We start from the raw sequence: 24,517 nt of genomic DNA on the forward strand, positions 1-24,517 counted from the left end.
GCCGTGTCCTACAATACTTTCGGGCATATGTTCCGGGTTACAACGTGGGGCGAGAGCCATGGCCCCGCGATCGGCTGTGTTATTGATGGTTGCCCACCGCGTATTGCGTTGAGTGAGGCGGATATCCAGCCTTTTCTCGATCGCAGGCGACCGGGGCAGTCGGCTTTTACCACACAGAGGCAGGAGCCTGATCAGGTTCGTATTCTGTCAGGTGTGTTTGAAGGGCAGACAACGGGAACACCCATCTCCCTGATGATCGAGAATACGGACCAGCGTTCGCGCGATTACGGAGATATTGCCCAAGCCTACCGCCCCGGCCATGCAGACCTTGTTTATGACCTGAAATACGGCATCCGCGATTACCGTGGCGGTGGCCGCTCCTCCGCGCGGGAGACAGCCTGCCGTGTTGCCGCCGGGGCTGTTGCCCGTAAGGTGCTGGGGAGTGGCGTGCGTGTGCGTGGCGCTCTGGTCCAGCTTGGCCCCAAGGATATTGACCGAACCCGCTGGGACTGGGCGGAAGTGGAGCGTAACCCGTTCTTTGCTCCTGATCCCGGAGTGGTAGAGGACTGGGCGGCCTATCTGGCGACCATTCGCAAGGATGGTTCATCCATTGGCGCCGTGATCGAGATTGTGGCCGAAGGCGTACCTGCTGGGCTGGGTGCGCCCATTTACGGTAAGCTGGATGCGGACATTGCCGCCGCGTTCATGAGCATTAACGCCGTCAAAGGGGTGGAAATAGGCGATGGCTTTGCCTCAGCCTCCCTCACCGGGCCAGAAAATGCCGATGCCCTGTTCATGCGCAATGGTGTGCTGGAATTTGGCTCCAACCACGCAGGGGGCGTGCTGGGGGGTATTTCCAGCGGCCAGCCTGTGGTGGTCCGTTTTGCAGTCAAGCCCACCAGTTCCATGCTGACCCCCGTGCCGTCCATTACGAAAGATGGGGCGGAAACACAGGTCATTACCAAAGGACGGCATGACCCGTGTGTGGGTATTCGTGCTGTACCTGTAGGGGAAGCCATGATGGCCTGCGTACTTGCCGACCATCTGCTCCGTCATCGTGGGCAGGTAGGAGAGTAACACCTCCTACGCGATCAGGGTGGCATCCAGCGTAATGGCCGCTCTGAACAGCTTGGAAACAGGGCAGCCTTCCTTGGCTTTGTTGGCTAGTGTTGTAAACTGCTGCTGTGTTGCGTTAGGGACTTTGGCCCTGAGGGTAAGGGCGATGGATGTAATTTCAAATCCTCCGTCTGTTTTGCTCAGACTGACATCCGCCTGAGTATCAATGCTGGTTGCAGTGAACCCCGCATCCCCCAGAATGAGCGACAGGGCCATGGAAAAACAGGCGGCGTGGGCTGCTCCCAGAAGTTCTTCGGGATTAGTGCCGGATTGCCCTTCAAAGCGGGTGTTAAAACCATAAGGCTGCTGGTTTAGTGCGCCACTCTGGGTGGAAACCGTGCCCTTTCCGGTTTTGATCGCCCCTTCCCAATGGGCGCTGCCATGTTTGATAATGCTGCTCATATTTCTGGATCCGTCTTTCATGTTCGCCTGAATTGCGTTGGCAGGCATCGTATGGCTCGAACGCCGGAGCGGTAGATAAAGTTCATGCATGGCTGCCTGCTCTCGCAGAGATGAAAAGGCGTTTTGGGCGAAATGTGCCTATACTGCATTTAACAATATGACCGTGAACGCTCTGTAAAGCCTTGCAAGCAGGGAGGAGCAGAGGCATTCCGGCTTATATCCTTGGCCCCGGTTCCATGCGCAGACGCGGCGGGCGAGGCTGATAACGCGGAGACCATGATGAGTTCCACCACGACCGATACCGCTTCTTCCGTTGATGTCGTCCTGATCGGCGGCGGCGTCATGAGCGCTACGCTTGGGACATTGCTGCGTCAGCTCCAGCCGGAATGGAGCATCAGCGTTTTTGAACGTCTGGGCAGCGTTGCGGAAGAAAGTTCCAATGCGTGGAATAATGCAGGAACCGGGCATTCCGCTCTGTGCGAGCTGAATTATACCCCCCAAGGGGCCGATGGCACGGTGGACATTACCAAAGCTGTGGAAGTGAACGAGCAGTTCCAGATTTCCCGCCAGTTCTGGTCCTATCTGGTGGAAAACCAGATTATTGCTTCTGCCAGAAATTTTTTAACGTCCGTCCCGCATATGAGCTTTGTGTGGGGGGAAAACAACATGGCGTTCCTGCGTAAACGCTACGAGGCGCTCTCCCAGCATCCTCTGTTCTCAGGTATGGAATACACGCAAGATACGGCCCAGATCACGCAGTGGGCACCGCTGATCATGCGTGACCGCCCCGCCGGGCAGAAGCTGGCGCTGACCCGGAGCCTCAAGGGGACGGATGTCAATTTTGGCGCGCTGACCCGTCTGCTGTTCACCTACCTTGCCGGAACCCCGGCCTGTACACTGCATACGCAACACGAAGTAAGCGACATTACCCGCAATGGCAGTGATGGCTGGCGGCTGAAGATACGCGATCTGCGGCAAAACACCCAGCGTGAGGTCAATGCCCGCTTTGTCTTTATTGGCAGTGGCGGGGGAGCGCTATCCCTGTTGCAGAAAACGGGAATACCCGAAGCGCGCGGCATTGGTGGTTTTCCTGTAAGCGGGCAGTTCCTGCGCTGCACTAATCCGGACCTGATTGCCCAGCACCATGCCAAGATTTATGGCAAGGCTTCGGTTGGGGCTCCTCCCATGTCCGTGCCACATCTTGATACGCGCATGATTGATGGCAATCCGGCCCTGCTGTTTGGTCCGTATGCCGGTTTTTCCACTCGCTTTTTAAAGCAGGGGTCTCTTATGGACCTGCCGCTCTCGGTGCGTGCGGACAATATTGGTCCCATGCTGGCCGTCGCGCGTGATAACTGGGCTTTGACCAAATACCTGATCGAGCAGGTCATGCAGACGCAGGGGGCGCGAATTAAGGCATTGCAGGACTTTATTCCCAACGCGCAGGCCAAGGACTGGGAACTGGTTGTGGCAGGCCAACGGGTGCAGATTATTAAAAAGGATGCCGCCAAAGGCGGCGTTCTGCAATTTGGCACGGAAGTCATCGCCAGCGAAGATGGCTCCGTTGCCGCCTTGCTGGGGGCCTCTCCGGGGGCCTCCACAGCAGCCCCGATCATGCTCAACGTTCTGCAAAAATGCTTCCCCACCAAAATTCCGGAATGGACGGAGAAGCTGTGCCAGATCATTCCCTCATTCGGGCAGAAACTCTCCCGGAATCCTGATATGTGTGAAGAAATTTTTGACAAAACAACACAGGTACTCGGCCTGACCCAGTAAGCTGCGGCCATCCCCCGCATTCCGTTTATACGGGGGATGGCAGGTCCAGAAGCCCGGGCTCTAGTCGGCTATGCTCATATCTGCCCGGTTCCACCAGTTCTGCTGCAAGGAGGTGTGGGGGATAAAGTCTGCCGGGTTGCCTGCAAAGCTGACGGTATTGGTGGGGGTTTCCTCAATGCTGAGTTCAGAGCAGCGCAAAATGCCCCCTTCGGCCAGCAGGAAGGCGCTGATCTTGGCCATAAGCAGGCAGACCATTAACTCGGTTGTCGGGTCGCCGGGGGTAACCACAATACGCGTAGCCCGCGCAGGCTCATGTGCTTTGAACCACGCCAAAAGAGGATCATCCCCGGCAAGCTGGAGCGCGTGGTCCAGTCGTTCGTCCACAAAGCGGTGCCAGGTCTGTTTGGCTTTCTGAAAAGAGACCGGCATGTTCCCACGACCATCCAGCCGTGTGGGGTTGGTGGGTTCAAGCCTTACGGTCACGAATTCGTTGTGTCCGTGTGGCAGGGCACAGCTTTCGCTGGCGCCGTGAATAAGGCGGTGTCCCATGGAAAAGCGGCGTGTAAAAACAAGGTCAGGCATGTTGGTCTTCTGCTGTGTAAGCTTCCCACCCCGCGCGGCGGAGCTGGCAGGCGGGGCAGATGCCGCAGCCATACCCCCATGCGTGACGCACGGTGCGATCCCCCATATAACACGTATGGCTCTCATGGTTGATGAGTGTCACCAGAGGTTTTCCCCCCAGTTCGTCTGCTAACGTCCAGGTTTCGGCCTTGTCCAGCCACATCAGGGGGGTGTGCAGGACGTAACGACTGTCCATGCCCAGATTAAGGGCGACCTGCAGGGCCTTTATGGTATCATCGCGACAGTCGGGGTAGCCGGAATAATCGGTTTCACATACACCGGTTACAATGTGGCGCATGCTCCTGCGGGCAGCGAGAGCTGCGGAAAACGTCAGGAAGATCAGATTTCGGCCTGGCACAAACGTATTGGGCAGGCCGTTCCGGGTGATTGCAATTTCGGCATCGCGTGTGAGCGCCGTATCGGAGATATCGTTCAGGGCATGCAGGGGGAGCGTATGGTCCGGCCCCAGCCGCTCTTTCCACTGCGGGTTCAGAGCTGCAAGGCCTTCCCGTATGCTCTGGCGACATTCCAGTTCAATGACATGACGCTGGCCGTAATCAAACCCCACGGTTTCCACATGTTTGAAGCGCGCCAGAGCCCACGCCAGACAGGTTGCGGAGTCCTGCCCGCCGGAAAAAAGCACAAGGGCGGATTCGGTCTGTTCCTTGGAGGACAGGGGCATGATCAGGGTATTCCCGTCAGCTTGTGGGTTTGCAGGGATAACGCCCATTTGGGATTTTGCAGGCAGTAGGCAATGGCGGCCTGCGTATTGGCGGCCTGCTCTGGGCCATCCATGGGCTGGAGCAGGAAGTGTGCGAAGTCCAGCCCCGCCATATCTGCCGGATCAAGTCCGGGCTGGGGGTAAACCAGCTTGAGCTCGGTCCCGCTGGTTTGCGCAAGTGGTGCATCGGCTTTGGGGCTGATGCACAGCCAGTCAATCCCCTGCGGGGCAGGTATGGTGCCGTTGCTTTCCACCGCGACCAGAAAACCTTTGTGGTGCATGGCGGCAATAAGAGGCGCATCAAGCTGGAGCAGGGGTTCTCCCCCCGTAAACACCACAAGAGGACAACTTTGGAAGGCTGACGAAGGCCAGAACCCGGCAATGCGCTCGGCCAGTTCCGTTGCGCTGTGGAAGCGGCCACCCCCGGTACCATTGGTGCCAACAAAATCCGTATCGCAAAACTGGCAAACGGCCTGTGCCCTGTCTTCTTCCCGACCGGACCACAGGTTGCAGCCAGTAAAGCGGCAGAACACGGCTACGCGCCCTGCCTGCCCGCCTTCACCTTGCAGGGTAAGAAAAATTTCCTTGACCGAGTAAACCATTGGTAAAGTCTTACAGGCCGATCCCGATCGTATGCATGCCCAAGCTGTCCAGCAGGGCCCGGTCACGCTGTGCCTGTGGGTTGGGGGTGGTCAGCAGCCGTTCACCATAGAAGATGGAGTTGGCCCCGGCCAGAAAACACAGGGTCTGTGTTTCATCATTCATGTTCTCACGCCCTGCGGCAAGGCGTACGCGGCTTTTGGGCATGGTAATGCGGGCTGCCGCGATCATGCGCACAAAATCCAGAGGCCGGACTTCATCCGCCTTGGCAAGCGGGGTGCCTTCCACGCGGACCAGCAGGTTGATGGGTACGCTCTCTGGGTGGGCAGGCATGTTGGCGAGTGCGGAGATCAGACCTGCACGGTCAGTCTCGCTTTCGCCCATGCCGACAATACCACCACAGCAGACATTGATCCCTGCATCGCGCACGTTGGAAAGGGTATCCAGCCGCTCCTGATAGGTGCGGGTAGTGATGATCTGACCATAATATTCAGGAGAGGTGTCGATATTATGGTTGTAAAAATCCAGACCAGCCTGCTTGAGCCGCTGGGCCTGAGTGTCATCAAGCATTCCAAGCGTTACACAGGTTTCCAGTCCCAGTTCTTTAACGCCCTCAATCATGGCGCAGACTGTTTCCATGTCCCGCTCTTTGGGGGTACGCCATGCCGCGCCCATGCAAAAACGGCTGGCCCCTGCGGCTTTGGCTTTTTTTGCTTCAGCCAGCACGTTTTCAATCGCCATAAGCTTTTCAGCTTTCACGCCGTCTTCATGCAGTGCGCTCTGGGGGCAGTAGGCGCAATCTTCGGGGCATCCACCTGTCTTGATGGATAGAAGGGTGGAGATTTGTATCTCGGTCGGATCAAACGCCGCACGGTGAATGGCTTGTGCCTGAAACATCAGTTCCGGGAACGGGAGGTCAAGCAGCGCCTGCACTTCGGCAACGCTCCAGTCGTGGCGGATGTCCATTGCTGGAGTGGCAGGGCGGGAAAAAGAGGGCGAACCATCAGGCATGGAATATCAACCGAACCAGATATGCTAGAGGGAAGTGCAATGCAGCATATCGTGTTTGTACCGTCAAAGCCAGTTTTTAGCGGAGAGCCAAAAGGCACCTGTTTGCACGCCCCATCTTCACAACAGGGGCAAAGTGCTCCCATAGTGACGCCAAGCTAGTTTGAATACAAAACCAAGGTGAGCAAGATGACAAAGAAGAACTCGGTTGTAGGGCTGGTACTGGCAATGGGCGCGTTGGGTACGCTGGGTGCCTGTGAACACTCCCCACAGGAGCGTTCTGGCCGCGGGGTGGGGCTTTTGCGCATGCCCAATCCGGCCTCGGTTTACTGCGTTAAAAAAGGCGGTGAACTGAAGATGGAAATGACCGACAAGGGGCAGGTCGGGTACTGCCATCTGCCTGATGGCCGTGTGGTGGAGGAATGGGCTCTGTTCCGTCAGGATAATCCGCGCCAGGGTAGCTGAGTGAGGCCTGAAGGACATGTCCCGTCCTCCCTTCCCGCCATTTGATACCACAAGTGCCACATGCAAGGCCCGTATGGCTGAAGATGCATGGAACTCTCAGGAGCCGGAAAAAGTGGCTCTGGCTTACACACCGCAGAGCATATGGCGTAACCGGACCGACTTTGTGCATGGGCGGTCAGAAATTATTGCTTTTCTGACCCGTAAATGGGCGGAGGAACTGGATTACAGGCTGATCAAGGAGGTCTGGGCGTTCAGGGACAACCGTATTGCCGTGCGTTTTGCCTATGAATGGCATAATGCGGCCGGGCAGTGGTTCCGCTCCTATGGCAATGAGAACTGGGAGTTTGATGCCGCCGGGCTGATGCGGAACCGGCATGCTTCCATTAACGATCTGGCCATTGCCAGCGCGGACCGCCTGTTCCTCTGGCCCCGGGGCCGCAGGCCGGACGGGCATCCGGGCCTGAGCGAACTGGGGCTGTAAGCCGTCTGGTGGAACAAGGGCTCTGGTTAGGCTTCAAACAGAAGTCTGACCAGTATCAGGCTCGCGCCGATCAACCCGAGTAGGGAAAAAAGCACGCTCAGGGCCAGCGGCCTGCCAGCATGCAGGACCGTGCGTAACTCCACACTCAGCCCCAGAGCCGCCATGGCCATGGTGGTCAGGCAGGTTGCGGTATTGCTCAGGGGGGCGAGTGCTGTATCTGGCATAAGGTTGAGTGAGCGGGCGGTCATCATGGCGGCAAAGCCGATGATATACCAAGGCACCAGCCGGGTCAGGGGGACACCACGTCTGGTGTCCTGCCGGTTCTGGCTTTGTTTTGCATAAAAGACCGCAAGGGTGAGGCAGACCGGCCCCAGCATGAGTACGCGCATAAGTTTGACCAGTGTGCCGATATGGAGGGCCGTCTGGCCAAAAGGGGCTGCAGCGGCAATAACCTGTGGCACAGCGTAAACGGTTAATCCTGCCAGAGCGCCCTGTGCATTGGGGGTGTTCAGCAAGACGGGTGCCAGCAGTGGCAGGCCCAGCACCACCACAAGACCGCCCGCTGCGGTAAAGGCGATGGTAGTGCCTATATCCTCCTCCCTTGCCCCGATTGCCGGGGCCGCGGCCATGATGGCGGAGTTTCCACAAATGGCGTTTCCACAGGCGACCAGTACAAGCTGATGTGTGGGTAACCCCGTTGCACGGCCAAAAAGCACCGTAAAAGCCATGCTGAAAGAGACGATCCCCATAACCCCCACAAGCAGAAGTGGCCCGGCGCAAAAAACGGCATGGAGGCTGAAGGATGCCCCCAGACAGACAATGGCAACGTTTAACAGGGTTCTGGCGCATAGCCTGATCCCCCCAGTCCATATGGGGTCGGGTGTTCTGACCGCTCTGATAAAAACCCCGAGCAGGAGGGCCAGATTCAGGCTTTCCAGCCAGGTTTTGCCCAGCAGGTGCGTTTCGGCTCGTTCAAGGACTATGGCCAGCCCCGAAACCAGCAGGCAGAGCAGAACACCTGGCAGAGACGTGCGCAAAAAACCGACAGTTTTAAGCGGGAGAATGCAGCCAGGGTCGGGTTGTGCTGTCATGGTGTTTTTTCCTTCAGTCCACCAGACCTTAGGAAAAACCTAACCCATCAATCCAACTCATAGTTTTTGTTATTTCAATCGAAAATAATAATTGGTTATGCTAGGTAATACGGTATGACACTGGAGCAACTTCGTATTTTTGTGGCTGTGGCCGAGCGTGAGCACGTTACGGCCGCCAGCCGTGCTTTGCATGTGACACAATCTGCCGTATCCGCCGCTATTGCGGCGCTGGAGGAACGGCATGCTGTCAAACTGTTCCATCGTGTGGGGCGTGGAATAGCGCTGACAGAGGCCGGGCGCCTGTTTGTGCCGGAAGCCCGTGCGGTTCTGGCGCGCGCGACTATGGCGCAGACCGTGCTGGAGGAGGTAGGCGGGCTTAAACGGGGCAAACTACGCCTTGTCGCCAGCCAGACCATTGCCGCTTACTGGCTGCCACCCATTCTGGTCGCATTCCGTCGGCTTTACCCCGATATTGAGATCGATCTGGCAATCAGCAACACTCTGGATGCAGCAACCCATGTGCGGGACGGGGATGTGGAACTCGGAATTGTAGAAGGTCTGGTGGATGATCCCGCTCTGGCGCAGTGGCCGATAGGGGAAGATCACCTGACAATTATTCAGGCCGATGCGGCGCTCCCACACAGGATCAGTCGCGATTGGCTCTGTGCGGCGCAGTGGGTCATGCGTGAAGAGGGGTCTGGCACCCGTGCAGCACTGGAGAACTATCTTGCGCAGTTCGGGGTTGTACCACAGGATATGACCATAAGCTTGGTTCTGCCCTCGAATGAGGCTGTGCGCACAGCCATAGAGGCCGGGGCAGGGATAGGCGCACTTTCCTCGCTGGTGGTTGCTCCCGCATTGCTGGCTGGCACGGTTTATGCCGTGCCGCAGAATGTAAAACCCCGTGCATTTTATGGCCTGCGGCACAAGGAGCGCTACCGGAGCCGGGCGGCGGATGCGTTATTGGACCTTATGGCACAGCGGCGCGCAGCGGGGTGAATACCGCGTATGAGGCGGTTTGGAACAGAATCTGCTGCAAAAACCTGCTTGGGGACATAACGATGAGCGCGTATTTGTGCTACGTAAACGCCGCTCTCCAACTGCTCCCGTATGCTCATTGCGGTGGGTAAAACCGGAAAATTGAAGATGACAGCTCTGCCGACTTTCAGTGACGTGGTTGCGGCTTCGGCCAGAATAAAAGGGCAGGTCCATCGCACTCCTGTTCTGAGGTCACGCTATTTGAATGCGCTGAGTGGTGTTGAACTGTTCTTTAAAGCAGAGAATTTCCAGCGGGTTGGGGCCTTCAAGTTCAGGGGAGCCACAAACGCGATTCTGGCCTTGCCAGAGGATGTGCGGCGGAAGGGTATTATTGCGTTTTCGTCAGGTAATCATGCACAGGCTATCGCCTGTGCCGCGCGTGAGGCCGCAGTGCCTTCGGTGATTGTCATGCCCGCGGATGCCCCTGCCGTAAAGCTGGCCGCAACACGCGGGTACGGAGCAGAGGTTGTGACCTATGACCGCTATGCTCAGGACCGGGAGGAGATTGCAGCACGCCTTGTAGCCGAACGGGGTGGGACGTTGCTGCCATCTTTCAATCATCCGGACATTATTGCGGGGCAGGGCACGGCTGCGCTCGAACTTATGGAAGAAACAGGACCGCTGGACGCGCTGTTTGTGCCTGTTGGGGGCGGTGGTCTGGTTTCGGGCTCCGCACTTGTCGCGCATGAGGTTGCGCCGGACTGCGCGGTGATCGGGGTGGAACCCGTAACGGGGGATGATGCCCGGCAGTCCATGGCTGCGGGGCACATTGTAAAAATTGCCGCACCGCGCACAATTGCAGATGGTGCGCAGACAACCAGCGTGGGCGACATAACATTCGCACTCATGCAACGATATGTCCGCGATATTGTCACGGTGGACGATGCCGCCTTGGCCACAACAATGCGTCTGCTGGCAGAGCGGATGAAAATTATAGTTGAACCCACAGGTTGCCTGGCCCCGGCTGCGGCCCTTGCTGCTGCCCCACAATGGCAGGGGCAGCGCGTGGGTGTGCTTTTATCTGGTGGGAACATCGATATAACCAGATTTGCCCAGCTTGTGAGTTAAGTCATGACTGACAAAGACCTGTGACTGTGAAGAGGTAATTGAATTGTGGAATATATTCTTGATAAGTTTCCACGTCTGACAAACCTTGGTGCGAGTGCATTTGGTGAAGATGCCGACACCTTTGGTGAAACGCTCTATGACGTTATTCATGATGAACCGTACACGCGGGATCTGGCGTTCAAAATCCAGACGGTCAACGAGTTAAGGGTTCTGCTGGCTTATAACGATGAGGACATGGAGCGGGTCAGCTCGGTTGTTTTGGGTATTGACCCTACTGCAGATGTTGAAGACCCGTCTGACTGGGGTAGTTTTCCAACCTTGTGGGCATTCTGGTGCGCCGTTCTGCATGCTTTTGAAAATGATCCCGAAGTAGAGGCGGGAAAACGGATTGAACTGGCACCACTGCAGCATCTGGGTGCGGGTGGTTATGTGCTGTCCAATCATGTCGCTCTCACTGATGAGCGCATCGCATATCGGTTTGACGTGGAAAAGCGGCCCGCTGTCTCGTGCTTCGTATTGGAAGAAGGAGCCGAGCATGCGATTTATGAGGTGCTCCAGGAGAATGCCGATAAAATTGATGATTGGCTCAAGACTGCAAGAATGGGAGCCAAGCTGGAGGTCGGGAGGTATGTCTCAGCAGAAGGGGCTTTTGTTATCAGCGCCTCAGACCGGGCGCGCAAGCGCGCCCGATACATACAGGCTACTATTGTAAAAGAAGAATGCAGAGGGATGGTTTATTATATCCATACTGTTAGGTTCTACTAACTCAGAAGACTGGACAATCGGCTAAACCACGACACGTCCTGATCTGGTTCTCACAGCCAAAAATTGCATAAGATATATTATGCCAACAAAAATGGATGCGTAAATGGATATCGTGGCGTTTGACTGTCGCGTTCAAATGATATGCATCAGAGTGGTCTGAAAACACAGCTTTTGACATCCCGGATCCCATTTTGACTAAAATAGAGAATGAAACCCGCTCTGGAGTGCGCTCATTCTGGTGGTCTGGCGGTAGGAGCCGCGACCAAATGCCCCATCCCTCCTGCTGGGTAGTATCAGGCGGATGGCGCATCGGGTGGGATGTGCCCGGCATGCGGGAAGTCTTGGAGTGCGCTATTTAACGGACATAAATAGTGTAAATTGATCCGCATTGGAACATATTGTCTATTTTTAGATGTTGTTTTTTCCGGAATATATCTATAAAGGAGTGGTTATATGAGGTTCTGTTATTCACTGTGATGGGTTGTGGATATTTTGTCTTCTGACAATACAGGTGTTATCGAGCAGTTGCGTGCCGTGCAGGGTAACCCTGTTCGTCTGCTGCGTACGGCGCATGCCCTGCTGGGTAACTGGTTGGCGGTTATGTCGTCTTTTGGGGCGGAATCTGCCCTGCTACTCGCCTTTGTGGCAGAGGCTGAACGTACCATGAAGGTACTTTTCCTCAACACCGGCAAGCACTTCCCCCAGACGCTCGCATACCGGCGCGAGCTGGCCGATGTATTGGGGTTGAGCAATGTTGAGGATATCGGCCCATCTTCCGGGCAGGTCAGCGACCGTGACCCAACGGGAGAACTCTGGGCGTTTGACCCCGATGCCTGTTGTAACCTGCGCAAGGTTGAACCGCTGAATGTTGCGTCTTTGCCATATGAGGCACTGGTAACAGGCCGCAAGCGTGGGCAGGCTGCAACACGGGCAGCAATGGATATTGTGGAAAACCGTGGCGATGGTCAGATTCGCATCAATCCGCTGGCTTTTTGGAGCGCGCAGGACATTGCCGCAGAAATGCAGCGCCGCGCCTTGCCACCCCATCCGCTGGTGGCAGAAGGATATTTATCCATCGGGTGTGCGCCATGCACACGTCCGGTGGGTGGGCATGAAGATGCCCGTTCAGGCCGCTGGTCCGGCCTGAACAAAACCGAATGTGGGATACACGTCACAGGTTAACCTGCCGTGCCGCATTCTAGAACACCAGGCTTACCCGTTAAAACTGCAGGGTCGTGGAACATGGATCATCTTGATCAACTGGAAGCTCAGAGCGTTTTTATTCTGCGGGAGGCTTATCGCAAGCTCAAGCCGCTTGCCATGCTGTGGTCATTGGGGAAAGACTCCAATGTTATGGTCTGGCTGGCCAAAAAGGCGTTCCTCGGGCGCGTCCCCTTCCCTGTCATGCATGTGGATACGGGCAAAAAATTTCCCGAAATGTACCAGTTCCGGGATGACTATACCAAAAAATGGAACCTGGACCTGCTGTTGGGTGATTGCCCGCCGGTAGAGGAAATGGACCCCTCCCTTCCTCCTGCTGCCCGTTCTGCCGCCCGCAAGACCGCAGGCCTTGCCGCGATGATCGAAAAGCATAAATTGCAGGGTGTGATCGCTGGTATCCGCCGTGATGAGCAGGGTACCCGTGCCAAGGAACGCGTGTTCAGCCCGCGTGGTGCAAGCCACAAATGGGATATCCGCAACCAGCCGCCCGAATTCTGGGACCAGTATGCCACCCCGCACGAGGAAGGCATGCATATCCGCGTCCATCCGCTCCTGTCCTGGCGCGAGATTGATATCTGGCGCTACATCGAGCGCGAGGGCATCCCGCTGGTTGACCTGTATTTTGCCAAAAACGGGAAGCGTTACCGTTCCTTGGGGGATGCGGACATTACCTCCCCTGTGGAAAGTAATGCTGCAACACTGGCGGAAGTTATTGCAGAGCTGGAAACAACCAAAACGTCTGAACGTTCGGGCCGGGCCATGGATCATGAATCTGAAGATGCCTTTGAACGTCTGCGTGTGGCTGGTTATCTCTGATAGAGCGTGGATCGGAAAAAACGAAAATGAGTGATACGATTTCTTCCTCTCAGGATGCCGCAACCCCCATCGTGATTGTGGGGCATGTTGACCATGGCAAATCCACGCTTATCGGGCGTCTTTTGCACGATACGGATAACCTGCAGGACGGCAAGGTTGCCCAGATTATTGAATCTTCCAAAAAACGTGGCCTCAAGATTGAATGGAGCTTCCTGCTCGATTCCTTGCAGATCGAACGTGATCAGGGCGTTACGGTTGATTCCACGCGCATCCCTTTCAAGCTGGGTTCGCGCGAATACGTTATTGTGGATGCCCCCGGTCATCGCCAGTTCCTGCGGAACATGATTACCGGTGCCGCCGATGCAGAGGCCGCCGTGCTGGTGGTGGACGCGGTGGAAGGTGCGCGTGAGCAGACCCGGCGCCACGCCATGCTCCTGCACCTGATCGGGATCAGGCATGTTATTGTTCTGCTCAACAAGGTCGATCTGCTTGAGTTCGATCAGGCCAAGATTGAAGCTGTTGAGGTTTCGGTCAATGAGCTTCTGGGCAAGCTGGAACTGGAAGCTGCCTATTTTGTTCCTGCCTCCGCTCGGGATGGGGATAATATTGCCAGCCGCTCCGACCGCATGCCCTGGTACAAAGGCCCAACCCTGACCGAAGCACTGGCGCGTGTGCCTACCCCTGCTTCCCGTTCGGAGCTGGCTCTGCGTCTGCCTGTGCAGGATGTTTATCGCTTTGGTGATAAGCGTTACGTGGCTGGTCGTATTGAGCGCGGCCGGGTGCGTGTGGGCGACACGGTGGTTATTGGCACGCAAAAAACCCCTGCCCGCATTGCGTCGATTGAAGGCTGGCACACGGCTCCGCATGTGAGTGCCTCGGCAGGGCAGTCTGTTGCAGTCACGCTGGAGCCTGACGTTATTCCAGATCGGGGTGATCTGCTGCACCATGTGGATACCCCTCCCACGCAGGCATCACGCGTGCGTACCCGGCTGTTCTGGCTGCGGCAGGAGCCTTTGCGTGTGGGCGAGAGCTTTCGTCTGCGTCTGGCCACGGCAGAGCATGCGGTGACAGTTACCAGTATTGAGTCCGTTGTTAATCTGGACGACCTGACCATGTACCCCGGCACGGAAGTGCCGCCCGAAGGATTTGCTGAAATTACGCTTGCCGCGGCGGAGAATATTCAGTTCGATGCCTTTGCACCGGGCACGCCGGACGGGCGTGGTGTTCTGGTGGACCTGCAGCAGCGTATTGTAGGGGGGGCTCCCCTTATCGGCCCGGCGGAAATTGCTGTGGGTGATAAAGCCATTCACCCGAGTGCCAGTACCGTTACCACGCAGGACCGCCAGCGGGTTAAAGGTCATAAAGGCAGTGTGTTCTGGCTTACCGGGCTCTCGGGCGCAGGTAAAAGCACATTGGCGCGGGCAGCAGAAAATGCGTTGTTTGCGGCTGGTGTGGATGTCAGCGTGCTGGATGGTGATACGTTGCGCGCAGGGCTGTGCAGGGATCTTGGTTTTACTGAAGCCGAACGGACCGAAAACGTGCGTCGTGCGGCAGAAGTCGCACGTATCCTGCGTGATTCCGGGCAGGTGGTGCTGGTCGCCCTGATCTCTCCTCTGCGCTCGGACCGCGAACTGGCTCGCCAGATTATTGGTGAAGGGTTTGAGGAAGTGTTTGTGGATGCCGATCTGGGCACCTGCGAGCAGCGTGACCCCAAAGGCCTGTATGCCGCAGCCCGTGCGGGCAAAATTAGCGGCTTTACGGGGATTGATGCTCCGTACGAAGCCCCACAGGCTCCTGCACTGCGTGTGGCAACGGGCAATGGGAGCGTGGAAAAAGCGGTCTCTCAGCTTGTTTCCTTCGTGGATGGTAGTGTGCGTTCGGGTGGCAGCGCCCGCGTACGATCCTGATATGATCGCACGGATGGCTGCTGTGGCATAAAGGTCGCGGCAGCCACTTTTCAGGCGAGGTTGTTCGCCTGTAAGATACTGTTTTTAAAAGGTGGGCAGGCAGATATATGAGTGCCAAGTCATGACTCTGTCACGTCTTGCTTTTTTAAAAGCAGGGGGTTCCGCCCTGCCCGGCTACAGGCTGTCGCTTACACTTACGCTGGCGTGGACAGGCTTTTTTATTCTTCTGCCTCTTTCTACCCTGCTGGTTTATCCGTGGCAGGGTGGTACTGGCTCCATGCTGTCTGCCTTGCATGACAGCCGTATGCTGGCGGCGTTGTGGACGAGTTTTTCGTGCGCGGGGGTTGCGGCTGCATGTAATATACCGTGTGGGCTGTTGCTGGCCTGGGCGCTGGCGCGAGGGAACCTGCCGGGGCATCGTCTGGCCGATGCGTTGATTGACCTCCCGCTGGCCCTGCCTACGGCGGTTTCGGGCATTACGCTGGCAACGCTCTATGGGCCGCGCGGATGGCTGGGGTCTCTGCTGACGGTTTTTGGTATCAGTGTTTCTTACAACAAGGCCGGGATTGTACTGGCGCTTATGTTTGTGGGGCTGCCCTTTGTGGTGCGGGCGGTGGAGCCGGTCCTGCGTAATCTGCCGCATGAACTGGAGGAAGCCGCACATCTGCTGGGGGCGAGGCCATGGCAGATTTTTGTGCGCGTTATTGCCGCCCCCGTTCTGCCCGCGCTCATAACCGGGTTTGGTCTGGCTTTTGCCCGTGGCATTGGGGAATACGGGTCCGTTATTTTTATTGCGGGCAACCAGCCGTTCAAAAGCGAAATTGCGCCTCTGCTGATCGTGGTCAGGTTGCAGGAATTTGATTATCCGGGCGCGACCGCCATTGCTCTGGTGCTGTTATGCGTTTCTCTCTTCTCGCTTGCACTGATAGCTGGTGTACGCCGTCGCTTTGCCGTGTGGAGCGAACCAGCATGACCCGTTATGTTGTATGGGCTGCAAGCTGGTTGTTCATTCTTGTCATGCTTGTAACGCCTCCGGCACTGGTATTGACCGAAGCACTTAAGGATGGCGTGGGAGCATCTCTGCTCACTCTATCAGACCCTGATGCACAGGCTGCCATCTGGCTGACGCTCCGGGTGAGTGTGGTGGCTGTTACACTGAATACCTTTTTTGGTATTCTGGCGGCGTGGGTGCTGGTTAAATTCCGCTTTCCGGGTCGGCAGTTCCTGCAAATTGTGGTGGAACTGCCGTTGAGTATTTCGCCTGTTGTTTCGGGCCTTGTCTGGTTGTTGCTGTTTGGTGCTCAGGGCTGGTTTGGCCCGCTGCTGGAACGGTGGAATATTCACATCGTTTTTGCTGTATCGGGTATTATTCTGGCCACGCTGTTTGTCACGCTGCCTTATGTCGTGCGTACCGTCATGCCGGTCATGGAGGTGCAGGGGCGCGATGCGGAGGAGGCCGCCGTTCTGGCGGGAGCCGGGTTCTGGCAGGTTCTGTGGCATGTTACCCTGCCGGGCGTGCGGGGGGCACTGTTCTCTGGCGTGTTGCTGACAACTGCCAGGGCACTGGGGGAATTCGGGGCGGTTTCGGTCGTATCTGGCCATATCCCGGGCGAGACGGAAACCATGCCGCTTCATATTGAAAATCTTTATAACGGCTACCAGTCTGTAGCAGCCTTTACCATGGCGGCTCTCCTGGCGCTTATGGCCATGAGTGCGGTCCTGCTCAGGTCCGCGCCGGACTGGCTTGCCAGATTGCAGGAGAAGAAGGCGTGAGTATTGAGGTCTGCAATCTGGTCCGTCTGGCTCCGGGCGCGCGGCAGCCATTGCTGGATAACGTATCGCTCAAAGTACCGGATGGTGCGTTTGTGGCTCTGGTCGGACCATCGGGGGCAGGTAAAACCACTTTGCTGCGTGCCATAGCCGGGTTGGACAACTGCGACAGCGGCTCCGTACTGCTCGATGACAGGCCTATGACCAGTGTAAAGGATCGTGCGGGCCGCATGGGGTTTGTATTCCAGAACTATGCCCTGTTCCCGCATATGACGGTCGCGCGCAACATTGCCTTCGGGCTGGATGTGCAACCCCGTGCGGAGCGCCCTGCCCGCTCCCAGATTGCCCGGCGGGTGGAAGAACTGCTTGAGCTGATGCAATTGCAGGGTATGGGGGGCAAACACCCGGCAAAACTGTCTGGCGGGCAGCGCCAGCGTGTGGCACTTGCGCGTGCGCTGGCAACCGGGCCGCGGGTTCTGCTGCTGGACGAACCTTTTGGTGCGCTGGACCCCATCGTGCGCCGTTCTATCCGGACATGGCTGCGCGAACTGCATGATACGCTGGGCCTGACCACCATTCTGGTCACGCATGATCAGGAAGAAGCGCTTGAGGTGGCGGATCGTATTGTGGTCATGCAGTCCGGCAGGATTGTACAGGATGCCTCGCCCATGGACTTGGACGAACAGCCAGCGACCGAATTTGTTATGGAGTTTCTGGGGGAAGCCGTGTCTTTCCCCGGGGAGGTCCGGCATGGCCGCATGATACCGGATGATGAACTGGCTCAGCCTTTTGTCGTTCCCGAGGGTGTGACGGATGGCCCTGTAGTCGCCATGATCCGTCCATATGAAATGCGCATACAAAAACCCGTATCCGAACAGGATATACTGAGCCTTTACGCAGTCCCCCGCGGCACGCGGAATGGGTACAGGCATTATACGCTCCAGCTTGGGGAGCGGGTTGTGCCATTTTACCGTCCGGTGAATGAGGCCGATGTTCAGGTGCAGGGTATAGCTCTGGACATCAGCCGCTCCCGCCTGTTCCGTCAGGGACTTTTGTGTGTATGATACGCACCTGATGCGTGATATGTTGATGAAGACGAAAATTTATGTAATTTTCTGTCGTGGAATACGCGGAAAGGTATGAGCGTGGATCGCAGGAATAATCGTCGTGATACTGAAGGCTGTAGTGTTGTAACAGCCAACCGTCTGCTTGATGGCCGGATTGTCTGGCTGGATGCGCAGGGAAAATGGCAGTTGACCATTGCTCACGCCTGCCTGTTCCCCAATGACGGGATGGAAGACGTGCTACGCTCCCAAAGTGCCCGTGCCGGGGCGGATAATGTGGTGGGGGTTTATGGCGTGCAGGTTGAGCAGACCGCGCACGGACCGTGCCCCCGCACTACGCGCGAGCGTATCCGCGCCGATGGCCCGAGTGTTCATGCTGAATTTACGCCCCTCTGGCAGCCTGCCCCCGCTGTCGTAAGTGGCTCCTGAATAAAACCCGACGGACCCCAAATCATGCCCCACTCTTCCCAGCCTCCAGCAGACGTCGGTCGGTATGCGTATGACGCGGTTGACCGTACATTTCTCAAACAGCGGGTTGAACAGTTCCGTGATCAGGTTCAGCGCCGGATTTCTGGCGCCCTGAGCGAAGATGAGTTCAAACCCCTGCGCCTGATGAACGGCCTTTACCTGCAACTGCATGCCTACATGCTGCGGGTGGCTATTCCATACGGTATTGTTAGCGCCAACCAGATGCGTACACTGGCCCATATTGCCCGGCGATATGACCGTGGTTACGGGCATTTTACCACGCGCCAGAATATCCAGTTCAACTGGATCAGGCTGGAAGATACGCCCGATATCCTGAATATTCTGGCCGATGCGGAAATGCATGCCATCCAGACCAGCGGCAACTGCATTCGTAATGTCACATCCGACCAGTTTGCCGGTGCTGCGCGTGATGAGGTTCTGGACCCGCGCGTCCACGCGGAAATCCTGCGCCAGTGGTCCACCCTGCATCCCGAATTTACGTTTTTGCCGCGTAAATTCAAAATTGCCATTTCCGGTAGCGCGCAGGATCGGGTTGCCGCCCGTTTTCATGATATCGGGCTGCTTGCACGCATGGGAGAAAACGGGCGTGCGGTGTTCGAGGTTTATGTGGGTGGCGGTCTGGGGCGCACCCCGGTTGTTGGCGTAAAATTGCGCGATGATCTGCCTGAAGAAGATCTGATTGCGTATCTGGAGGCGGTTCTGCGCATATATAATGCGTACGGACGGCGCGATAACATTTACAAGGCGCGGATTAAAATTCTTGTGCAGGCTCTGGGCCTTGGTGCTTTCCGCGATGAAGTCAACGCCGAGTTCATGGCTATGGATCGCAGCCGGTACCGTTTGCAGCCTGAGGTCGTGGCGGCTATTCGCGCCCGCTTTGCCAGCCCTGTGTTTGAAGATGCCTCTGCGGCTTCCGCCCAACTGGTGGCGCAGACAAAGGCAGACCCGGCTTTTGCCGCATGGGTAAACATCAACACCCACCCGCACCAGCAGGACGGGTATTGCAGCGTGACCATTTCGTGCAAACCTGCGGGCGGTATTCCGGGGGATGTTACATCCGCCCAGATGGACCTGCTGGCAGATATGGCGGACCAGTACAGCTTTGGCGAACTGCGGATCACACACCTGCAGAACGTGGTGCTGGGGCATGTGCGCAAGGATAATCTGTTTGCGCTGTGGCAGGCGCTTAGCGCCAAGGGGCTGGGTACGGCCAATGTCGGCATGATAACCGATATTATTGCCTGCCCGGGTCTGGATTACTGCGCACTGGCCAATGCGCGATCCATCCCGATTGCCCAGAAACTGAGCCAGCGCTTCTCCAACGCCGCCTTGCAGCAGGAAATAGGGGCGTTGCGCCTGAATATTTCTGGCTGCATCAATGCCTGCGGTCATCACCACGCCGGGCATATTGGCATTCTGGGTGTTGATAAACGTGGGGAAGAAGCGTTTCAGATCACTCTGGGCGGCAATAGTGGGGAAGATGCCTCCATCGGCCAGATTATCGGGTCGGCCATGTCCGAGGATGAAACGGTTGATGCAATTGCCAGAATTGTTGATACCTATCTGGTCCAGCGCAAGCCGGGCGAACGTTTTATTGAAACCTGTCGCCGCCTGGGTGCCGCGCCATTCAAGGACGCAGCTTATGCCACTGCTTGAGAACGGTCAGATTGTCCAGGATGGATGGACACTGGTGCAGGATGACCAGCCCCTTCCCGAGGGGGACATTCTGCTGCCTCTTTCCCGGTTGTCCGAAGGGCTTGGACGTAATGGCAAGGGGCGTCTGGGTATTGTGCTCAAGCCTGACGAACGGGTGAGTGACCTTAAGGAAGCCCTGCCCCGCCTTGATCTGGTCAGCCTGAACTTCCCTATCTTCCGGGATGGGCGGGCATTTACACAGGCTCGCTCCTTGCGCGAGCATCTGCACTTTGCCGGTGCTGTGCGTGTGACGGGGCATTTTCTGCCTGATCAGTATGAGTTTCTGCTCCGCTGTGGCGTCAGTCAGCTTGTTATTCCCGAGCAGAGTGATCTGGCGGTGTGGCATCAGGCGCATGAGCGGATAACGGTCGCCTATCAGCCTTCCGTTCTGAACGAACGCCCGGAAGGATTTGCATTCAGGCGGTTCCTGTCATCCTGAGAGCATGGCTGTGTCAGGTGTGTGGAAGAGTGCACGCGAGCTTGTTCGTTCTGTTGCCGTAGGGTCCATTCGGGCCTACCTCGGGTTTGCATTGCGGACCACGCGATGGACCTTTAGAATTGACCCGCAATCCTACCTCTACCTGACCAGTCAGGAAGGGCGGACGGCTGTTGTGGCTTTCTGGCATGAAGCACTACCCCTGACTCCCGCTTTATGGTGGTGGGCTGAGCGCCAGAACCCCGCAGTAAACCTGCGGGTACTGGTTAGCCGCAACAGCGATGGCCGGGTAATAGCCGATGTTGTGGCACCGTGGCGTATCTGCTCCATAGCGGGGTCATCGAACACAAGGGGTAAAAGCAAAGGGGGTGCTGCGGCCATGTTACGTATGCGTGCGAGTCTGCGGCATGGCTGTCTGGTTGCGATTACTCCCGATGGCCCTTGTGGACCCCGCAGGCAGACCCGGCCGGGAGCCGAAGCTCTGGCGCGGCTTGTGGGCAGACCAGTGATTCCCATAGGGGCGTCCTGCCGTGCCATACGGCTTAAATCGTGGGATAAAATGTTTTTTCCTCTTCCTTTCGGGCGTGGTGTGTTTGTCAGTGGCGCACCTTTATGGCCGTCCTCAGATTCCCATGACCCGGCCCAGAACCTGCAAATCCATATGAATAGCCTTATGGAACAGGCTCAGGTAGAGCAGGATTGCGCCACTACCGGGCACGTTGTTCTCAGGCCACGGGTCATATGCCCTTCGTATTTATGGAAAGGTGTGGGCACGTTGCTGGCACCTGTTCTTCCGCTTTATCTGCGCTGGCGGCAGAGTAAGGGGAAAGAAGTTGCCGGGCGTGTGCGCGAAAAAATGGGTTTTGCCACCATCCCTCGCCCGCCGGGCAAACTTTTGTGGTTTCATGCTGCAAGTGTGGGGGAAACCCTGTCCATTCTGCCTCTGGTGCAGGCCTGTCTGCGGCAGAATGCGCATATCAATGTACTGGTGACAACGGGCACGGTTACAGCCAGTACCATTGTGGCGCAGCGCTTTGCGCATGAGCGGGTTGTACACCAGTTCATGCCTTTGGATGTACCAAGGTGGTGCCAGCGTTTTTTGGACCATTGGGCACCGCAGGTCGCAGTTTTTACCGAGAGTGAGTTATGGCCTACGGTACTGGGGGCCTGCCACGCCCGCAGCCTGCCTGTTGTGCTGGTTAATGGGCGTATGTCTGCATCGTCCTTTCGGCTCTGGCAGCATATGCCCGGTGTTGCGCGGAGAATGTTGGCCCCGTTTGCGTGGGTCTCGGCCCGGACGGAGGAGGATGCACAGCGCCTGCGGTCTTTGGGGGCTCTCTCGCAACTCCCCCCGGGAGATCTTAAAACCGCAGCCCCACCGTTACCGGTGGATGCTCAGATTCTGGCCGATTTACGGGCTGTTATAGGAGGGCGGCCAGTGTTCGTAGCCGCTTCCACCCATGCGGGGGAAGAGGAGGTTATAGCGCGTGCAGCACAGAGCGTTCGCCAGACATACCCCGACCTGCTGACCATTCTTGTGCCACGGCACCCCGAGCGTGGCGCAGACATTGCAGCCCGTTTAAATTCCGCACCAAGGCGGGCGCAGAATGCCCTGCCCACAGATCAGGATGCCTTTTGGGTGTGTGATACACTGGGCGAACTGGGGCTTTTTTTCAGACTGGGGGATTGTACCTTTATTGGCAACAGCCTGCCGGTCTGCCCCGGCGGAGGGCACAACCCGTTTGAACCCGCACGGCTTGGCTGTGCTTTGGCAACTGGCCCGCAGGTCCATAATTTTGAGGAGGCCTACCATGCGCTGCATGCCTGTGTGCAGGTTGTGCATGATGAGCGTTCTCTGGCGACATGGGTTGTAAGGATGCTCTCCTCCCCTCAGGAGCGGGTATTGCTGGAACAGCAGGCGCAGGCAATGGCAACGGTTAACGCAACACTCCCCGATGATCTGGCGCACGGGATTCTGGCGCTCATATGGTAAGGCTGACCCCACCGGCATTCTGGACCAATCCGCAGGCCCGGTTCTGGCCTGCCCTGCTTGCTCCTTTGGCCTGGGGAGTTGCAAATGTTACGCGCAGCAGAATGCGCAGGTCAGGCTGGCTGGCTCCGGTGCCGGTACTATGCTGCGGCAATGTGAGCGTCGGAGGCGTGGGCAAAACCACGGTGGTTATTGATCTGGTGCAACGGCTGAGTGCGCGGGGGCGGTGCGCACATGTGTTGACGCGTGGTTACGGTGGGCGCGAGACAAATGGCATTAGGGTCAATCCCGCCCGGCATACCGCGCGGCAGGTTGGGGATGAAGCGTTATTGCTGGCGAAGTATTGCCCGGTCTGGGTTGGAGGGGACCGTAGCGTAACCGCACGTCATGCCGTAGAGGCCGGGGCGGATTGCCTGATCATGGATGATGGGTTTCAAAACCCGTTCTTGCAGAAAACCTTCTCGCTGCTGGTTGTGGATGGGGCCGTGGGGTTTGGAAACGGGCGCGTTCTTCCCGCAGGTCCTTTGCGTGAGAAGATCGGGGATGCTCTGGCCCGGGCGAATGCATTGCTGATGATCGGGGCGGATCAGACCGGAGCCGTCGGGCACAATGCCGCCCTGCCCGTTTTATGGGCTGATCTGGATCAGGGTGATATTCCGCAAAGCATTGTTAGCCGCCCATGTGTGGCGTTTGCTGGCATAGGTCGGCCGGAGAAGTTTTTTAAGGGTTTGCGTGGGGCTGGGTTGAGCCTTGTCCGTACCCTTTCTTACCCCGATCATTATGCGTATAAACAGCGGGATTTCGAGCGGCTTCTGGCATTGGCCAACGGGCTGGACGCACAACTTGTAACAACCCCCAAGGATGCCATGCGCCTGCCTCCCGGTTTTCGTAAAAATGTGGTTGAGGTGGGTGTGCGGCTGGTCTGGCAGGACCAAAAGGTGCCTGAACGTCTGCTGGATATGTTTCTGGCCTTACCGGTATGAAGGCCCGGAGTGTGGCTGTGCGTTACCGGCTGGAGGCCTGTGTGGCCTTTGCGCTGCTGTGGCTGCTGGAACGTCTGCGCCCGGACCATTCTTCCAGCCTTCTTGGCCTGTTTTGCCGTGCTCTTGGCCCGTGGCTTCCAACATCGCGGATTATCAGGCGTAATCTGGAACTGGCGATGCCGGAACTGGATCATCAGGATCACAGGCGGATTGTGCGCGGTGTGTGGGAAAATCTGGGCCGGACCATTGGCGAACTGCCGCATCTTGCCACCCTGAAAGAAAACACCCCCGCTGGCCCGGGGTTTGAGGTGCAGGGGGCCGAGCATCTGGCGCAACAGGCCTTGCGGGGTGGGCCAGTTCTGTTTGTATCGGGTCACATTGGTAACTGGGAAATGTTGCCCCCTGCTGTGGCGCGGCATGGCACGCCGTTTGCATCTTTTTATCGTGCCGCGGCTAATCCGCTGGTCGATGCCCTGCTGCGTTCGCTGCGGAACAGGGCCATGGGCGATACGTCTGTGCCTCTTTTTGCCAAGGGAGCAAAAGGTGCCCGGGGGGCCTTGGCCTATGTGTCTGCCGGGGGACGTGTAGGCATGCTGGTGGACCAGAAAATGAATGACGGGATTGAAGCCTCGTTTTTCAATTGTCCGAGCATGACTGCCCCTGCCCTTGCCGCCATGGCTTTACGCTACCGCTGTCCTGTTATTCCCGGTTATGTGGAGCGCCTGGGGCCTGCCCGGTTCCGTATTATTGTGGAAGCCCCGCTGGAACTCCCCGATACAGGGGATAAACGTCAGGATTTGCAGATACTGGTGCAGAGGGTGAACGACCGTCTGGAAGAATGGATCCGCAAAAACCCTTCAAGCTGGCTCTGGTTGCACAGGCGTTGGGCTAAAGAACTTTACCGTTAAAGGGCATTGTCACCAGACCGTACAATCCGGGTGATGGTGGCCATGTACGGGCCTTCATGAATGCCGTTTACAAAAATATCTGGCAT

At 57.2% G+C, this 24,517-nt stretch carries 25 protein-coding genes and 1 pseudogene; 20 read left to right on the forward strand and 6 right to left on the reverse strand.

All coding sequences use genetic code 11. The features are described 5' to 3' along the window. The first annotated feature begins 3 nt into the window (after positions 1-3). Positions 4-1,077, forward strand: coding sequence for a chorismate synthase (aroC, locus tag PY793_RS02550; RefSeq protein ID WP_275176529.1), 1,074 nt, complete (start codon positions 4-6; stop codon positions 1,075-1,077). A gap of 6 nt (positions 1,078-1,083) precedes the next feature. On the opposite strand, the gene PY793_RS02555 is transcribed toward aroC, so the two are convergent. Beyond that, on the reverse strand, positions 1,084-1,518 hold the full coding sequence (locus PY793_RS02555; RefSeq protein WP_275176530.1) for an OsmC family protein: 435 nt from the start codon (positions 1,516-1,518) through the stop codon (positions 1,084-1,086). Between the two features lie 222 nt (positions 1,519-1,740). On the opposite strand from PY793_RS02555, the gene PY793_RS02560 reads away from it, so the two are divergent. Continuing rightward, entirely contained in the window at positions 1,741-3,294 is a 1,554-nt protein-coding gene (locus tag PY793_RS02560) for a malate:quinone oxidoreductase (protein ID WP_275176531.1), read from the forward strand. Positions 3,295-3,354: 60 nt separating this feature from the next. Here the strand turns inward: PY793_RS02560 and PY793_RS02565 are convergent, their stop codons facing one another. From PY793_RS02565 to bioB, 4 genes are read right to left on the reverse strand one after another with little or no spacing between them, the layout of a single operon-like run. Continuing rightward, a complete protein-coding gene (locus PY793_RS02565; protein ID WP_275176532.1) occupies positions 3,355-3,876 on the reverse strand; it encodes a 6-pyruvoyl trahydropterin synthase family protein in 522 nt (173 codons plus the stop codon). Next, positions 3,869-4,597 carry a 7-cyano-7-deazaguanine synthase QueC gene (gene queC / locus PY793_RS02570; RefSeq protein ID WP_275176533.1) on the reverse strand — a complete coding sequence of 243 codons (729 nt, stop codon included), beginning with the start codon at positions 4,595-4,597 and terminating at the stop codon, positions 3,869-3,871. The genes PY793_RS02565 and queC overlap by 8 nt, the downstream gene beginning before the upstream one ends. Before the next feature lie 2 nt (positions 4,598-4,599). Continuing rightward, entirely contained in the window at positions 4,600-5,238 is a 639-nt protein-coding gene (gene queE / locus PY793_RS02575) for a 7-carboxy-7-deazaguanine synthase (RefSeq protein ID WP_275176534.1), read from the reverse strand. Between the two features lie 10 nt (positions 5,239-5,248). Next, positions 5,249-6,247 carry a biotin synthase BioB gene (gene bioB, locus PY793_RS02580; RefSeq protein WP_275176535.1) on the reverse strand — a complete coding sequence of 333 codons (999 nt, stop codon included), beginning with the start codon at positions 6,245-6,247 and terminating at the stop codon, positions 5,249-5,251. A gap of 186 nt (positions 6,248-6,433) precedes the next feature. Here bioB and PY793_RS02585 point away from each other — a divergent pair, with 186 nt between their 5' ends. Together PY793_RS02585 and PY793_RS02590 are read left to right on the forward strand one after the other, a co-directional pair. Next, positions 6,434-6,709, forward strand: a complete 276-nt coding sequence (locus PY793_RS02585; protein WP_275176536.1) for a putative hemolysin — start codon at positions 6,434-6,436, stop codon at positions 6,707-6,709. 16 nt (positions 6,710-6,725) lie between these two features. Further along, a complete protein-coding gene (locus PY793_RS02590; protein ID WP_275176537.1) occupies positions 6,726-7,190 on the forward strand; it encodes a nuclear transport factor 2 family protein in 465 nt (154 codons plus the stop codon). Positions 7,191-7,216: 26 nt separating this feature from the next. On the opposite strand, the gene PY793_RS02595 is transcribed toward PY793_RS02590, so the two are convergent. After that, positions 7,217-8,281 (reverse strand): YeiH family protein, encoded by a 1,065-nt coding sequence (locus PY793_RS02595; RefSeq protein ID WP_275176538.1) that lies wholly within the window; start codon positions 8,279-8,281, stop codon positions 7,217-7,219. A 114-nt stretch (positions 8,282-8,395) separates the two neighbouring features. Here PY793_RS02595 and PY793_RS02600 point away from each other — a divergent pair, with 114 nt between their 5' ends. The 16 genes and pseudogenes from PY793_RS02600 (at position 8,396) to PY793_RS02670 (ending at position 24,431) form a co-directional block, all read left to right on the forward strand. After that, the gene (locus PY793_RS02600; protein WP_275176539.1) at positions 8,396-9,280 is read left to right on the forward strand and encodes a LysR substrate-binding domain-containing protein; all 885 of its coding nucleotides are present in this window, start codon (positions 8,396-8,398) and stop codon (positions 9,278-9,280) included. 147 nt (positions 9,281-9,427) lie between these two features. Beyond that, positions 9,428-10,387 (forward strand): threo-3-hydroxy-L-aspartate ammonia-lyase, encoded by a 960-nt coding sequence (locus tag PY793_RS02605; RefSeq protein WP_275176540.1) that lies wholly within the window; start codon positions 9,428-9,430, stop codon positions 10,385-10,387. Between the two features lie 54 nt (positions 10,388-10,441). Beyond that, positions 10,442-10,780 (forward strand): annotated as a pseudogene (locus PY793_RS14120) (hypothetical protein); the annotation flags it as partial. 36 nt (positions 10,781-10,816) lie between these two features. Continuing rightward, positions 10,817-11,152: an RNase A-like domain-containing protein gene (locus tag PY793_RS14125; protein ID WP_342803907.1), complete on the forward strand. Its 336-nt coding sequence runs from the start codon at positions 10,817-10,819 to the stop codon at positions 11,150-11,152. A gap of 483 nt (positions 11,153-11,635) precedes the next feature. Beyond that, positions 11,636-12,334 carry a phosphoadenylyl-sulfate reductase gene (locus PY793_RS02615; RefSeq protein ID WP_342803901.1) on the forward strand — a complete coding sequence of 233 codons (699 nt, stop codon included), beginning with the start codon at positions 11,636-11,638 and terminating at the stop codon, positions 12,332-12,334. A 60-nt stretch (positions 12,335-12,394) separates the two neighbouring features. Continuing rightward, positions 12,395-13,189 (forward strand): sulfate adenylyltransferase subunit CysD, encoded by a 795-nt coding sequence (gene cysD, locus PY793_RS02620; RefSeq protein ID WP_275176542.1) that lies wholly within the window; start codon positions 12,395-12,397, stop codon positions 13,187-13,189. A 26-nt stretch (positions 13,190-13,215) separates the two neighbouring features. Further along, on the forward strand, positions 13,216-15,096 hold the full coding sequence (gene cysC, locus PY793_RS02625; RefSeq protein WP_275176543.1) for an adenylyl-sulfate kinase: 1,881 nt from the start codon (positions 13,216-13,218) through the stop codon (positions 15,094-15,096). A 121-nt stretch (positions 15,097-15,217) separates the two neighbouring features. After that, a complete protein-coding gene (cysT, locus tag PY793_RS02630; protein WP_275176544.1) occupies positions 15,218-16,069 on the forward strand; it encodes a sulfate ABC transporter permease subunit CysT in 852 nt (283 codons plus the stop codon). Further along, the gene (locus tag PY793_RS02635) at positions 16,066-16,869 is read left to right on the forward strand and encodes a sulfate ABC transporter permease (protein ID WP_275176545.1); all 804 of its coding nucleotides are present in this window, start codon (positions 16,066-16,068) and stop codon (positions 16,867-16,869) included. Before cysT ends, PY793_RS02635 begins: the two co-directional genes overlap by 4 nt. Continuing rightward, positions 16,866-17,930: a sulfate/molybdate ABC transporter ATP-binding protein gene (locus tag PY793_RS02640; protein ID WP_275176546.1), complete on the forward strand. Its 1,065-nt coding sequence runs from the start codon at positions 16,866-16,868 to the stop codon at positions 17,928-17,930. Before PY793_RS02635 ends, PY793_RS02640 begins: the two co-directional genes overlap by 4 nt. 81 nt (positions 17,931-18,011) lie before the next feature. Further along, entirely contained in the window at positions 18,012-18,359 is a 348-nt protein-coding gene (locus tag PY793_RS02645) for a DUF2849 domain-containing protein (protein ID WP_275176693.1), read from the forward strand. 24 nt (positions 18,360-18,383) lie between these two features. Further along, positions 18,384-20,075, forward strand: a complete 1,692-nt coding sequence (locus tag PY793_RS02650) for a nitrite/sulfite reductase (RefSeq protein WP_275176547.1) — start codon at positions 18,384-18,386, stop codon at positions 20,073-20,075. After that, a complete protein-coding gene (locus tag PY793_RS02655; RefSeq protein ID WP_275176548.1) occupies positions 20,062-20,553 on the forward strand; it encodes a DUF934 domain-containing protein in 492 nt (163 codons plus the stop codon). The genes PY793_RS02650 and PY793_RS02655 overlap by 14 nt, the downstream gene beginning before the upstream one ends. A gap of 4 nt (positions 20,554-20,557) precedes the next feature. Then, positions 20,558-22,543, forward strand: coding sequence for a glycosyltransferase N-terminal domain-containing protein (locus PY793_RS02660; RefSeq protein ID WP_275176549.1), 1,986 nt, complete (start codon positions 20,558-20,560; stop codon positions 22,541-22,543). 2 nt (positions 22,544-22,545) lie between these two features. Continuing rightward, on the forward strand, positions 22,546-23,523 hold the full coding sequence (gene lpxK / locus PY793_RS02665; protein ID WP_408744656.1) for a tetraacyldisaccharide 4'-kinase: 978 nt from the start codon (positions 22,546-22,548) through the stop codon (positions 23,521-23,523). After that, on the forward strand, positions 23,520-24,431 hold the full coding sequence (locus PY793_RS02670; RefSeq protein ID WP_275176551.1) for a lysophospholipid acyltransferase family protein: 912 nt from the start codon (positions 23,520-23,522) through the stop codon (positions 24,429-24,431). Before lpxK ends, PY793_RS02670 begins: the two co-directional genes overlap by 4 nt. Positions 24,432-24,517 lie beyond the last annotated feature (86 nt).

This window comes from Acetobacter fabarum, assembly GCF_029069195.1.
GTDB classification, from domain to species: Bacteria; Pseudomonadota; Alphaproteobacteria; order Acetobacterales; family Acetobacteraceae; genus Acetobacter; species Acetobacter fabarum_A.